Origin of the sequence: Corynebacterium sp. KPL4035 (assembly GCF_037908325.1) — a bacterium.
Classification (GTDB): domain Bacteria; phylum Actinomycetota; class Actinomycetes; order Mycobacteriales; family Mycobacteriaceae; genus Corynebacterium; species Corynebacterium kefirresidentii.
Map to the genome: position 1 here is coordinate 156707 of NZ_JBBMGF010000002.1, position 12357 is coordinate 169063.

Annotated in this window: 13 protein-coding genes; 7 read left to right on the forward strand and 6 right to left on the reverse strand. The window is 59.4% G+C overall.

The annotated features are described in order from the left end of the window. Both WMP96_RS02550 and WMP96_RS02555 read left to right on the forward strand, forming a co-directional pair. Positions 1–354 carry a hypothetical protein gene (locus WMP96_RS02550; RefSeq protein ID WP_200288422.1) on the forward strand — a complete coding sequence of 118 codons (354 nt, stop codon included), beginning with the start codon at positions 1–3 and terminating at the stop codon, positions 352–354. A 13-nt stretch (positions 355–367) separates the two neighbouring features. Next, positions 368–964, forward strand: coding sequence for an HAD-IA family hydrolase (locus WMP96_RS02555; RefSeq protein ID WP_340432113.1), 597 nt, complete (start codon positions 368–370; stop codon positions 962–964). Here WMP96_RS02555 and WMP96_RS02560 read toward each other — a convergent pair. Beyond that, a complete protein-coding gene (locus tag WMP96_RS02560; RefSeq protein ID WP_340432114.1) occupies positions 947–2080 on the reverse strand; it encodes an ROK family transcriptional regulator in 1134 nt (377 codons plus the stop codon). The two genes, WMP96_RS02555 and WMP96_RS02560, sit on opposite strands and share 18 nt — an antisense overlap. 108 nt (positions 2081–2188) lie before the next feature. On the opposite strand from WMP96_RS02560, the gene WMP96_RS02565 reads away from it, so the two are divergent. Further along, positions 2189–2758, forward strand: a complete 570-nt coding sequence (locus WMP96_RS02565) for an LOG family protein (RefSeq protein WP_301715908.1) — start codon at positions 2189–2191, stop codon at positions 2756–2758. A 69-nt stretch (positions 2759–2827) separates the two neighbouring features. Then, the gene (locus tag WMP96_RS02570; protein WP_340432115.1) at positions 2828–4498 is read left to right on the forward strand and encodes a DUF885 domain-containing protein; all 1671 of its coding nucleotides are present in this window, start codon (positions 2828–2830) and stop codon (positions 4496–4498) included. Here WMP96_RS02570 and WMP96_RS02575 read toward each other — a convergent pair. Then, positions 4495–5586: an AbrB family transcriptional regulator gene (locus tag WMP96_RS02575; protein ID WP_301715930.1), complete on the reverse strand. Its 1092-nt coding sequence runs from the start codon at positions 5584–5586 to the stop codon at positions 4495–4497. The two genes, WMP96_RS02570 and WMP96_RS02575, sit on opposite strands and share 4 nt — an antisense overlap. Before the next feature lie 113 nt (positions 5587–5699). Here WMP96_RS02575 and WMP96_RS02580 point away from each other — a divergent pair, with 113 nt between their 5' ends. Then, positions 5700–6470 (forward strand): TSUP family transporter, encoded by a 771-nt coding sequence (locus WMP96_RS02580; protein WP_301715906.1) that lies wholly within the window; start codon positions 5700–5702, stop codon positions 6468–6470. Here WMP96_RS02580 and WMP96_RS02585 read toward each other — a convergent pair whose 3' ends face one another. Next, positions 6471–8738: an ATP-dependent RNA helicase gene (locus tag WMP96_RS02585; protein WP_301715905.1), complete on the reverse strand. Its 2268-nt coding sequence runs from the start codon at positions 8736–8738 to the stop codon at positions 6471–6473. It lies immediately after the preceding gene. Beyond that, on the reverse strand, positions 8739–9404 hold the full coding sequence (locus WMP96_RS02590; protein WP_301715904.1) for a sugar O-acetyltransferase: 666 nt from the start codon (positions 9402–9404) through the stop codon (positions 8739–8741). 170 nt (positions 9405–9574) lie between these two features. On the opposite strand from WMP96_RS02590, the gene WMP96_RS02595 reads away from it, so the two are divergent. After that, positions 9575–9904, forward strand: coding sequence for a hypothetical protein (locus WMP96_RS02595; RefSeq protein ID WP_239206745.1), 330 nt, complete (start codon positions 9575–9577; stop codon positions 9902–9904). Positions 9905–9974: 70 nt separating this feature from the next. Here the strand turns inward: WMP96_RS02595 and WMP96_RS02600 are convergent, their stop codons facing one another. Next, on the reverse strand, positions 9975–10685 hold the full coding sequence (locus tag WMP96_RS02600; protein WP_301715903.1) for an ASCH domain-containing protein: 711 nt from the start codon (positions 10683–10685) through the stop codon (positions 9975–9977). A gap of 339 nt (positions 10686–11024) precedes the next feature. Further along, entirely contained in the window at positions 11025–11492 is a 468-nt protein-coding gene (locus tag WMP96_RS02605) for a MepB family protein (RefSeq protein ID WP_301715902.1), read from the reverse strand. Positions 11493–11642: 150 nt separating this feature from the next. Here WMP96_RS02605 and WMP96_RS02610 point away from each other — a divergent pair, with 150 nt between their 5' ends. After that, a complete protein-coding gene (locus WMP96_RS02610) occupies positions 11643–12332 on the forward strand; it encodes an alpha-ketoglutarate-dependent dioxygenase AlkB family protein (protein ID WP_301715901.1) in 690 nt (229 codons plus the stop codon). The last annotated feature ends 25 nt before the right edge of the window (positions 12333–12357 follow it).

A 12357-nucleotide genomic window follows, 5' to 3' on the forward strand; every position in this document is an offset into this window, starting at 1 on the left:
ATGTCAACACAACGCAAGGCTTTCTGTGCCATGACGCTTTTGATCCTGGCGCTTTTTCTCATCGTGGGAGCGGCGATTATGTCCACCCACGTGGCCTTGGGGGTATTCCTGACCACTGCGGCGCTCATGCTCGGTCCATTCGCCGGGCTCGCGCTGCTGGTGTACGGTGCCGCGGGAAAGCGCGGCTTGGTTACTCGCTCGCTGTATAGCCTTGGTGGCATGCTGCTCATCGGTGCGATCGGCGGCATTTTCGCCTTGTCTATGGAACAGGTCTCCGCGATGCTGCCCGTTTTTGTGGCCGGCGCCGGTGTGGGAATCGTAGCCGTGCTGACCCAAGCGCCGAAACGCGCATAAACTGGCTCTCGTTATGCCCAAACTCCTTTTTGATATGTATGGCGTGCTCATGCGCCCGGCTACCCCAGAAAGTCATGCAGCCTTGGAGCGCCTCCTCGCGCCATCCGATGCCGAGGCGATGTGGGAGGCCTACGGGTTTTATCGCCCGGACTATGATGCCGGCATCTTTAGTGATAGCCACTTTTGGAATGAGGTAGCGGCCCGCGCAGGGTTGGGGGAGATACCCGTCGCGGAGGCGGTAGCGTGTGAAAACCGCGGTTTGCTGGAGGCCGACCAGGGGATGGTCGCTTTGGTCAAGGGGCTTATCGGGGAAGGCTATAGCGTGGGCATTTTGTCCAATATTCCCACCACGCTGGCGGGGCAGGTGCGCGAGAAGCATACCTGGCTGGAGGACTGTGCGGCGGTGACCTTCAGCTGCGATATTGGCGTGGCCAAGCCGCACCCAGAGGCCTACCGCGTGGCCGTGGATGCGCTTTCTGCGCAGCCGAAGGATACGCACTTTTTTGATGACCGCATCGATTACGTGGAGGGGGCTAGCTACTGCGGGCTCAATGCCCACCTCTTTCGCGGTATCGACTCGGTACGCGAGGTGCTAAGCACACTGGAGTGAGCGGCCCAGCTCCAGCGGTTGGCGCAGCAGCTGATCGGTGGCCACGGTGCGGGCTACCGCGCGCACAATCTCCTTATGGCTGGGGATCATGCGCAGCTGCAACTCATCGCCTACGGAGGCGCGGACGGTGGCGGCGAATTGCTTGGGGGCCTTCGGGTCGTCGGTAAACGCGCCGCCGGCGATGACCACGGTGGCCGGGGAGTGAGCCTTGACCAGTTCCGTAGCGATGGCGCCCAATTGGCGGGCGCGCTCGTCCAGAATGGCGCGGATGGTGGGGTGGGAGTCGGCTACCTGGGCGGCGTCGGCAAGCGTGGCTGCCTCCACGCCCTCGTGACGCACCTTCTCTAGGACGTGCTGGGTGGCCAGCAGGCGCTCGGAGGCGCCGTGACCAAGCAGATCAGAGTGCGTTTGCGGCACGGGAATAATGGGGCTGACCTCGTCCTCGATGGAGAGTGCCGAGCCGATGGAATCATCCGCAAAGAGCACCAGAACTCGCTCGCTGGTGCCAATCTCGGCCGCCTGGGTTTCGGAACCCAAAATAGCGGGGATCGCGGAGGAGACTACTACGGGTACGCCGAACTGGAAGCGCAGGCGTTCGGCGATGTCCACGCCGTGCCAGTTGAGGTTTTCTGCGGTGACCAAGCCGTTGTCATCCACGGTGCCGGAGGTGGTCACGCCGAGGGAGACCAAGCGGTGGTTCAGGTTGGTCATCATGCGATTGATGCCGGCCATGATGTGCTCGAGGAAGTCATCCTCGCTGAGGTTTGCTACCGGCGTGGCCAACTCTTCTTCGCTTAAGGTGCGGCCCTTGATGTCATAGAGGCCGATGTAGGTCTGCTTAGTGCCCACGGAGATGCCGCCGAGCGCCCAGTCATTATCGGCCGCCTCAAGCGGCACAGTTGGCCGGCCGCGCCCACGGGACTGGGTGAGGTCGGTGCGTTCCTGGATGAGGCCCGCGTTGAGTAGGGAAGTAGTAGCGCGCGTGATGGTGGGCTGGGAAAGTCCGGTGGCTTCCACCAACTCGCTCCGGGTGATGATCGGGTTCAGGCGCACCAAATGGAGGCACTTTGCGGCCGGCGTGCGGGGCCGCGTGAACACTGGGCCAGATTTGATCATAAAAAGGAGTATAAGCATCCCAGACTGCTTTGTCTAACCTGATAAAAGTCTCATGTACCGAATAGTCTAAGGGTGGTGGTGGGGGCGCAGATATCTATGCTGGAGAGCATGCAGTCAGTAGCGGTTTATTGTGGTTCAGCAACAGGAAATTCCCCGGCCTATACTCAGGCGGCACAGGAATTGGGCACCGAACTGGCCCGACGCGGCCTGAACTTGGTGTATGGCGGCGGCAATATCGGCTTGATGCGCGAGGTGGCGCAAGCCTGCTTAGCCGCCGGCGGCACCGTCACCGGCGTGATGCCGCAGTCACTGGTGGATCTAGAGATTTCCCACCCCGGCCTGACCACCCTAGAGGTCGTGGGCTCCATGGCTGAGCGCAAGACCCGCATGGAGCAGCTTGCCGATGCCTATATTTGCCTCCCCGGCGGCGTTGGCACCCTTGAAGAACTTACTGAGGTACTCACCTTGCAGCAGCTGGGCCACATCCGCGGCCCAGTAGGCCTAGTTAATACCGCGGACTTTTGGCGCCCCTTCTACGCCATGTACGCCGCCATGGCCGAATCCGGCTTTATCTTGCCGCGCTTTGTAGACGCGCTGGTAATGAAAGAGAAACCGCAGGACATCCTGGATGAATTCAGCCACTGGAACTATCCCGGCACAAAGTGGGACAACGATTAGCTAACAAGTTCGCAACTTCATCCTCCCCGGGTGGCCTATAGCTGATACTTAGGGATAGACTTCCTCGTTATGAGTTCTGAGCAGACCGCTAAGCGCCAGCCCTCTCTACTGGACGCTTCGTGCGATAACTTCGTTCACGACCTAGCCGAGCTTTCCCCCACCGATGCCACCGCGTGGGGCATTGATGGCTTCGAGGGCGAATTGCAGGATTTCTCCCCCGAATACTTCACCGCCATCGCGGATCGCACCCGTGAGATGGTCGCGGACTTGGATGCCTTGGATGACACCACCGATGAATCCGATGATGAGGATGACTTTGATGAGGTGGACTACGTCACCGCGGCCGTTTTGCGTGATCGCCTGTGCCTCGATCTAGATCTGCACCACCACAGCGAGGATGTGCGCTGCCTAAACAATATCGCCTCACCGGTCCAGACCATCCGCGATACCCTGCTGCTCATGCCGCAGGATACGGACGAGGACCGCGATGCTATTCGCTCCCGCCTGTCCAAGGTGAAGACCTCCTTGGCCGGATACCGCAGCTCCTTGGAGGAAGCGGCCTCCCACGGCATGGTGGCACCGCACCGCCAGATCTCCGAGGTCATTGTGCAGTGCGAGCGGCTTGCCGACGCCGACTCGATGCTCGAGTCCCTCGGCCTCGACACCGACTCCGCTGAGGTGGAGCAGGCCAAGGAAGCCTTTGGCGAGTTCTCCGATTGGCTGTCCAATGACCTGCAGCCTCAAGCGCCCGCGAAGGATGCCGTGGGCCGCGAGCGCTACGAACGCTTTTCCAAGCTCTTTGTAGGCGATGCCGTCAACCTCGATGAGGCCTATGAATGGGGCCTTGATCAGGTGCGCACCCTGCGAGCGGAGCAGGAAAAGATCGCCCACGAGCTCTATGGTTCCGATTGCTCGGTACGCGCGGCGATGCGCAAGCTCAACCACGAGGAGCGCTATACCCTGCGTGGCACCGATGCCTTGGTGGAGTGGATGCAATCTACCGCCGATGGCGTTATCGCAGAGCTCAACGGCAAAGAGTTTGATATTCCGGAAGAAGTAGAAGAGATCGAGTGCTGCATCGATCCGGCCGGTACCGGCGGCATCTTCTATACCCCGCCGAGCGATGACTTCTCCCGCCCGGGCCGCATGTGGTGGTCCGTGCCAGAAGGACAAGACACCTTCCACACGTGGCAAGAGCTGACCACCGTTCATCACGAGGGCGTGCCGGGCCACCACCTGCAGCTAGGTTCCGCACTGGTGCAGGAGGATCTCAACCTGTGGCGCCGCGCGGTGACGTGGAACTCTGGTCATGGCGAGGGCTGGGCTCTCTACGCCGAACAACTCATGGCCGAGCTGGGTTACATGGACGATCCGGGCTTCCGCATGGGCATGTTGGATGCGCAGCGCCTGCGCGCTGCCCGCGTGGTCGTGGACATCGGATTGCACTTGGGCAAGCAGTTGCCGGATTGCTCGACGTCCGGCGTGTGGGACAAGGCGCACGTGAAGACCTTCATGCGTGAAAACACCGCCATGGATGATGCGAACCTCAATTTTGAGGTCAATCGCTACCTCGGCTGGCCGGGCCAGGCGCCGTCCTATGCTTTGGGCCAGCGCTTGTGGCAGGAGACCCGCGCCGCGGCCGAGAAGCAGGGGATGAGTGCGCGCGAGTTCCACTCCGAGGCCCTCGCCCTTGGTTCCGTGCCGATGTCCGTGCTGCGCGAGGCCGTTCTGGATAACTAGCGGCGCAGCAGTCGCTGGGCCAGGCGTAGCAGCTGTGGCAAGTAGCCCGCTACGACCAGTACCGCGATGAGGCGGGTGAGCTGGACTGCGATGACCGCTGGGCCGGCCCCGCCCTCCGCCGAGAGTGCGAGTACCGTCTCTAGCGCGCCGGGGCTGGTAGCCAGGTAGGCCTCGAAGTAAGTGATGTGCAGCCACTTGGTTAGCGGCCAGGCGGTGGCCGCGCAGATACCGATGATGACCACGATGAAAAGAACCGTGGCGGGCAATTGCTTGGCAAAGGCCTTGAGCGCCGGCAGCGAAAGCCCACCGCCGCAGACCCAACCAATGGACAAAAAGGCCATCACCTTAAAGGCATAGAGCGGTTCGAGCGTGTGGCCCTCCGGCAACACGAAAGAGGCTAGAACCGTCAGCAGCAATGGGCCGAGCACCGCGGCGGCGGGGAGATGGAGGAACTTGCCTACCTTTTCTCCTATGCAGGCAATGGCAATCACTAGGGCAACTATCCACCAGGTAGTTTCGCCGTCGACCGAAAGATCCGCTCCCTTGCCGGCAGGCGTGTCCAATAAGGCGACCACGGCCGGTAGCGATACCGAGACTACTAAGAGGCGCAGGTATTGAGTGAGGGCGACGTAGCGGAAGTCGGCACCGAGTTCGTCGGCAAGCGCGGGCATGAGGGACGCACCGCCCGGCAGCATGGATAAAATGCCGGTTTCTGAGGAGACATCGTCTGGCTGCGCGCGGTGTAAGAGTTGGCCGCCGATAACGCCTACCATCAGTGTGACAAAGGAGATTGTCAGGGCGGCAGGCAGGAAGCCAAGCAATTGGCCCACCGGCACCACGGTCAGCGGAATGGCAGCCATCATGCCGATAAAACCACGCGACATGCTATAAAAAATCCGGTTCACACGCAGATCTTCCCCAGTACAAAGCGCCATGGCGCCGGAGGAGAGGATCGCTGCCAAGATCCAGGCCGCAGGTACGTGCCACATGCTAAACAGCCAGCCCAATACGACCGATGCCGGAACGACAATGGCCCACCGTGCCACGGTATGGGCACTAAGCCCGGTGCCTTCCTGCTGTGCGGCCATGCGAGCCTCCTCGTTCTGCTGCGACAAAAGTATAATGCCTTCTTTTACTCCACTATGGGGAGGCCGGTAGGCGGGTTATCACCTTACATCATTCAAGATTTATGATCGGGGGCATGGAAATCGATGTGGTGCAGTGGATAATTCTCTTCTTTGGTACCGCGGCCGCGGGGTGGGTCGATGCGGTCATCGGCGGTGGCGGATTGATCCTGATCCCGATGCTGCTGGCGGTCCTGCCGGGCCTTGCTCCGGCCGCCGCTTTGGGCACTAGCAAGCTTGCTGCGGTGACTGGCACCGGATCCGCTGCTGTGACCCTTGCGCGCAAGGTGAAGCTGGACAAGGCAGAAATGGCGCGGTTCATCCTCATCGCGCTGGTCTGTTCTGGGTTGGGGGCCAGCGTGGCCTCGAGCCTCGATAAAGACGTCATGCGCCCCATCATTATCGTGCTCATGGTGGCCGTGGGCATCTTTGTTGCCTTCAAACCAGATTTTGGCAGTAGCGATTCGGCCGGTACCCGTGGCGGTTGGCGGACCGTCGTGGTCCTGTTACTCTCCGGCATCATTTCCTTTTATGATGGCATCTTCGGCCCGGGTACCGGAATGTTTTTGATCATGGCCTTCACCTCTATTTTTGCGCAGAACTTTCTGACCTCTGCGGCCATGGCCAAGGTGGTCAATACCGCTACCAACTTCGGCGCGCTCATCGTATTTATTATTGGCGGGCACGTGTGGTGGACGCTTGGCATCGTGCTCGGCGTAGCCAATATCGCCGGCGCACTTCTCGGCGCTCGTACCGTACTCGGCGGCGGTGCCAAATTCATCCGCTACGCCTTGCTTACCCTGGTCGTGGTCATGAGCTGCTACCTGGGCTGGCAGCAATGGGGCTAACTACATTCGATTTTTGGTGCGCGCGGTAGCAATCGCATTCCACGGGTCCTCCGGCCACGGGTGCTTGGGGTAGCGCCCGCGCATATCGGCGCGCACGCCAGCATAAGGCCCGGACCAGAAGCTGGCGAGGTCATCGGTGACCGCGAGCGGGCGGCCAGCGGGGGAGAGCAGGTGGAATTGCACGCGGTGGCCGCAATATTCGGGGGATTCGGCCAGTCCAAAGCATTCTTGCAGCTTGATGTGGACTACGGGGCGGTCGCCGGACCAGTCGATTATGGCATCGCGGCCGGAGGGAACCGGTAGGCGCTCGGGGGCAAGCTCGTCGAGGTGGGTGGCTTCCGGCCAGGGAAGTAGGCGTTGCAGCGCGGGGTACATGTCTAGTTTGGCGGCGGGAGTGCCCTCGGCGATGCGGTGTAATTCGGGCCCGAGCCACTCGGCGGGATCCGCGGAATCGACGTCGGGCCACGGCTCGCCAAAGTGGGAGTGCAGGTGGTGCAGGCGGTCTTTTAATCTTTGGGCCTTCTCGCTGAAGGTAAAGAGTCCTAGGCCTTCTTCACGGATGCCGGCGGCAAGCGCCTCCTCGGCTGCGGGGCCCGTGACTTTAACCGGGGTCTCAGAAAGGGTGATGGCGTCCGCGGCCCTGACCTTGACGCCGCGCACGCGGCCATCGCGCAGGAAGGCGCGGGTTTCCTCGGTGACGCCGATGGCCGCCAGGGCAGCCGATTCCTCGATGCGGGCGGCCGAGCGAATGATGGCATTGCCCGCATTGGACAAGGACACCTCCGCGATGGCAAGCCACGGCGCTCCGGCCAAACCTGAGTTATCGAGCAGGCGGGCGCGAGTGCCGCTGGCTAGCAAGTAATCCTCGCCCATGCGCTTGGCCACCTGCTCGGGAAAGGCGGTGGCGACAACCTCGCCGGGATCAGCAGGGCCGAGATCGTCTACCAGTCGGGCGAGCCGCTTGACTTCTTTTTGGGGTGGGCGGTGACGGGTGAGATTGGGGGTTAAGGGGGCGTCGGCAAGCGAGGCGATAATGGGCGCGGCTTGGCTACCGTGGCGGAGCAAGGAGGCGCCGAGGCGCGGATCGGTGGGTAGGAGGGCGAGTTCCTGTGTGGCGCCAATGCGCTTGAGGGTTGCCTGCGCGGATGCCAGAGCTTGGGCCGGGGGCGGATCGAGCAGCGGGAAGTCCGGGCCTGCGCCCCAGCAGTCCAGAAACAGCGCGGCCTGGGTGAGGTCTGCGGAGAGGATCTCCGGGGTGGTGTGTGGGGAAAAGTGCTGGTAATCATCCTGCGAATAGCAGCGAATAACGGTGCCTGGCGCCTCACGGCCGGCACGACCAGCGCGCTGATCAGCACTCGACTTTGAGGTAGAAACCGTCACTAGCCCGGACATGCCGCGTTGGGCGTCGCGCCGGGGAACGCGGGAGAGCCCGGCATCTACCACCACGCGCACGCCCGGCACGGTAAGCGAGGACTCCGCGATAGAGGTAGCCACGACGATGCGCTGTTCATCGGTATACAGCGCGGCATCTTGCTCCGCGGTGGTCTGCTTGCCATGCAGCGGGAAAACATTGTGGTCTTCCAGCGCATCGCACACGAGGTTGACTTCGCGCACGCCGGGCACAAAGACCAGCGTGGATTCCTGCTGGCGAGCTGCCTGCTTGGCGACGTCCCCGTAAAACTCCCTCGTTCCCGCCGCCCTGCCCGGCATAGGGGCGTAGTGGATGTCGAGCGGATGGGTGACCGCCTCGGTCACGTGGACGGGCGCATCCATAAGCTGGGAAAAACGTTGCGCATCCACGGTTGCAGACATGGCGATGACGCGAAAGTCCGCACGCAATTCGGCCAGCTCCAGGCACATGCCTAGCACGAGGTCTGTATCGAGATGACGCTCGTGAACCTCATCGATGGCGACGGCGGCTACGCCCTCGAGTTCCGGATCCTTAAGCAGACGGCGCAGCAGCACGCCCGGCGTGACGAACTCGACGTCGCTGCCCCTGCGGGACTCGCCCCGGATGGCGAAACCGACCTTGTCCGGGCTACCGCTGAGGGTGCTTAAACGCTGCGCGGCCGCGCGCACGGCCACACGTCGCGGGGCGGTGACGATGACCTTGCCGCGCCCTGCCGCGTGATTGGCCAGCGCCGGTGGCACGAGTGTGGTTTTACCTGTGCCGGGCGGGGCCTGGATGACGACGTTTCCGGTGCTAGGTAGCGAATCGATGGTCTCGGCTACGGGAAGTCCCGCGCCGATGCGAGCGAGATCAAACATTTAGTTGGCGGCTCCAAAACCCTCGACGGGGCCATTGAGATCCTGGCGCTCCCAGGCCTCCTCATTGTCTTCCAGCTTGCGCACCACGCGGCCGGGTGATCCCAGGACCAGCGAATTATCCGGGATATCGGTGGTAATAAGCGTGCCTGCGCCTATAACGCAGTTCTTTCCAATCGTGATGCCCGGCAGCACGGTGACATTAGCACCGAGCCACGTATTATCACCGATGGTGATGGGCTTGGCTATCTCCCAGCCGCCGGCGCGCATCTCATGATCGTTTACCGGATGCCCCACCGTAATCAGGGAGCAATTGGGACCCACCATGACACCATTGCCGAGCGTCACCTGGGCTTGGGCCAAAATGGTAGCGCCAAAGTTAATGAAGACGCGCTCGCCGCATACGAGATTGCAGCCATACTCCAGGTTGAGCGGCACGTGCAGGCCCGGCACCGCAGATTCCTCCGGCAGTATCTCGCGCAGGATGCCTTTGGCACGCTCTTGGTCCGTATTCTGTAGTTCGTTGAGCTGCTTAACCAAGCGAAAAGTGCGCTGGTGCTCTTCCCTCGCCTCCGGCATGCTCGGCAAGAACCACTCCCCACCGGTCATCCGCTGCCATGAGCCGTAGCGTTCCAAGTCCTGCCGCTCCTGTGCATCCATGGGTGTCATTGTAGAGGGTGGGTGGTGCTTAATAAGTATCTGCGGAAATCACTTAGGTTCCGGTAAATCACAAACTCACAGGCCGCTTTTGCTGGCTCGATAAAATCTGTAGACGACATTGGCAAAGCGGTTGCTGATTCCCAGAGTTAAGCTTGAGTGTTAGTAGAAGGCCAAGCACAATGAGTGAGCATATGGAAACAGATTCAAGAAAAATCGTCGATAATATTTTGAGCGATATGGCGGAACTCAATGACTGGATCTGTATTGCTGATGCAACTGGGGCGAATGGGAAAAACTCGTTTTATGCTACGTATGACGATGTCGTTACCATCCTTAGCGCAGTCAAAAACTCCTCAGCAGTGACGCTTGGAAAGGTCGGCGCAGGATTTCAAGACCTTCCGGATACTTGGTCTCCTAGGGAAATAGCGAGCGAAGTGTTTTCCTCCTCGGATCCTATCGGTGAGATGATGAACTTCTGGATAAGGGAATTAGAAGACCCTCAGCGCTAGCTGCCGCAATTTTCACACCGCAAGTATGACGTTATGGATGAAGTCTATTCCACCTTTCGGTCTGGATGGATTACCGCAGTTTGAACTCGACGACTTCTACTTCATCATCGGCAGCTAATCCGGGATAGTGAGCATCTAGCGCTTTCTGAAGCTCGGCGAGAGAGCCAAAGCCGTCATTTCGAGCTTGCTTTTCCGATAATTTACTTCGCTGGATAGAGGAAACGGCCGTGACCTGTGCAGGAATGGTGACGACCTCTCCGGATTCTTTCTCGAAGACTATTTGGGCATTTCCTTCATGGAAAGGATCATCTACCCGAATTGTCTGTTGCTTTTCTCCGCTACGAATTGATTCCTCGTAGCCTTCCCGCATGTAGATGCGCTGCTTTTGTTCCATACCTCGCCAGTTGAATGCGAATGGCAAGAGTTCTTCTACGGTAGGTGCTTCAAGTCCATTGCTTCCGCGCACGATACATCGAATGGACGGATCAACATCAAAAAGCACCTGCCGGCATTTACCGCGGGGAGGAATAACTTGACCAGTCGGTCCGTATACGGCGACTACTGCTTGGATTGGATCCTTTGGATAACTAGCAGCATGGTTGGCTAAAGCTGAGACTTCCCCGCAAGGACCACCGAGGAAGTGGTGCGCGTTCAAACCGAGTACGTGTTTGCCTGATTTGGTAAGGAGTGCTGCGGCTACAGTGTGGTCTTCTCCGTCTTGAAAACGCTGTGCGTAGGTGGTTGCTTTGGCCAGTGAATTTCGAAGTTCGCTGGTAATCACTCTTTAAGGGTAATGATTGCCAACGCGCTTTATCTATGTGAAGACAGAGACTGGGAAGATCGGGGTTTCTGGGATGCATCAAAATAGCTGGGCTTAATAGCGGTCCTCATGATTGCTATGACTACTGTTTCTGTGGGAGCGTGCATGTGGGCAGAGAATGCAGGACGGCAGTCGGAATAAGCGATGCGCCGCAGCAATGACAGAAGCAGTCCTCTTACTTTGCGCTTTAACAGGTGGGTGGAGCCGCCGAAGACCGCGTTAGTGCGTAAGTTGCGCGTTTACTACCCTACTGCGTGCTGGGTGTGCAGATTGTGATCGATTTGCTTGTGTACGCACAAATCAGAATTCTGTAAACGATGCCTGTTGCTGCTTTTGAGTCTTTAAAGCGTTGGAGTTCAGCCCCTCACACCATGGTGGATATACTCTAAACCCTCTCTTTCCTGGGGCTGTTCCGGAGGTGATACCGAGACGTTGTAAATCTTGATTGCTAAATTGAAACACGCCTCGGTGATCTCCTTGAATCACAAAGACTAGGAGACCGTCGCCGCAGGAAGAATCTTCAAAAGGCACGGATTCCCCTTCATGGTCGCGTTGCCAGAATGCTACGAAGGCTCCCGGCTTAGAAGGCGTGGTGCGTGCTGTGCGAACATGCCAGGTTTTAGCTCCCAACTTGGCTATTCCCGATTCATAATTCGCATTATCACTTGTTTCATTTATGTTGGCTTCTAAATTAAAGGCCGCCACAAATTGGTAAAAGGAATCAAACTTCATCTTCAAGGCGATATCCGCATCTTTTTCGTCCAGCATTGAAGCTTAAGGAAAGCGGCGGAGGGCAACAAATTCCCACGTTATTTGAAGTGTCCAGGGTTGGGGCCGATTTGTCTTGAAACGATTCTTACCCTTGTTGAAGGAAATTTCTGGATCGATTTATTGGGGTGCTGGGATTAGGGTGAGGTCATGCTTTTTGATTCGCTGCCGCGGCCGAGCGTGCGTGTGGCTCCGGGGGTGGGGCATGTGCCGGGATGGGTGGGCGTCGATAAGCAGAAGGCCTTGGTAGAAGAGATGCGCGGCATTGCGCGCGAGTATGCGGGTACGCCGATGGCGATGGTGCGGCCGCGGTTGAAATCCGGCGGGCAAATGAGCGTTTTTCAGCTGCATCTGGGCCGGTATTGGCATTATCCCAGCTATCGGTACGTGGACAATATGGACGGCACGCGGGTTCCGCCGGTGCCGGAGAGCCTGCGGCGGATTGCTCCGGGGGCACTGCGCGCCGCGGCGGAGGTAGCACCTGAACTAGAGCCATGGGTGGATTCGTTTGTGCCGGAGATGGCGCTAGTTAATTACTATCCGCCGGGCTCGGCCATGGGCATGCACGTGGATGATTCGGAGGAGTCACCCGCCCCGGTGATTTCGCTATCCATTGGGGATGAGGCGCTTTTCCGCATGGGCCATACCGAATCGCGCACGCGGCCGTGGGATGATATCACGCTGTGCTCTGGGGATTTGGTGGTCTTTGGTGGGCTAAAGCGCTTTGCCTACCACGGGGTAGTGCGCGTTAATGACGGCACATTGCCGGAGGGGTGCGGGTTGAGTGAGGGACGTATCAACATCACCATCAGACAAGTATCTGCACGGGCGGTAAGCTAGGGATGTTACATAAAGCTTGAAGGAA

Bases quoted from the DNA above. Each gene is read 5' to 3' on its own strand.
- WMP96_RS02550 (WP_200288422.1), top strand. From the start codon at position 1: ATGTCAACACAACGCAAGGCTTTCTGTGCCATGACGCTTTTGATCCTG.
- WMP96_RS02555 (WP_340432113.1), top strand. From the start codon at position 368: ATGCCCAAACTCCTTTTTGATATGTATGGCGTGCTCATGCGCCCGGCT.
- WMP96_RS02560 (WP_340432114.1), bottom strand. From the start codon at position 2,080: ATGATCAAATCTGGCCCAGTGTTCACGCGGCCCCGCACGCCGGCCGCA.
- WMP96_RS02565 (WP_301715908.1), top strand. From the start codon at position 2,189: ATGCAGTCAGTAGCGGTTTATTGTGGTTCAGCAACAGGAAATTCCCCG.
- WMP96_RS02570 (WP_340432115.1), top strand. From the start codon at position 2,828: ATGAGTTCTGAGCAGACCGCTAAGCGCCAGCCCTCTCTACTGGACGCT.
- WMP96_RS02575 (WP_301715930.1), bottom strand. From the start codon at position 5,586: ATGGCCGCACAGCAGGAAGGCACCGGGCTTAGTGCCCATACCGTGGCA.
- WMP96_RS02580 (WP_301715906.1), top strand. From the start codon at position 5,700: ATGGAAATCGATGTGGTGCAGTGGATAATTCTCTTCTTTGGTACCGCG.
- WMP96_RS02585 (WP_301715905.1), bottom strand. From the start codon at position 8,738: ATGTTTGATCTCGCTCGCATCGGCGCGGGACTTCCCGTAGCCGAGACC.
- WMP96_RS02590 (WP_301715904.1), bottom strand. From the start codon at position 9,404: ATGACACCCATGGATGCACAGGAGCGGCAGGACTTGGAACGCTACGGC.
- WMP96_RS02595 (WP_239206745.1), top strand. From the start codon at position 9,575: ATGAGTGAGCATATGGAAACAGATTCAAGAAAAATCGTCGATAATATT.
- WMP96_RS02605 (WP_301715902.1), bottom strand. From the start codon at position 11,492: ATGCTGGACGAAAAAGATGCGGATATCGCCTTGAAGATGAAGTTTGAT.
- WMP96_RS02610 (WP_301715901.1), top strand. From the start codon at position 11,643: ATGCTTTTTGATTCGCTGCCGCGGCCGAGCGTGCGTGTGGCTCCGGGG.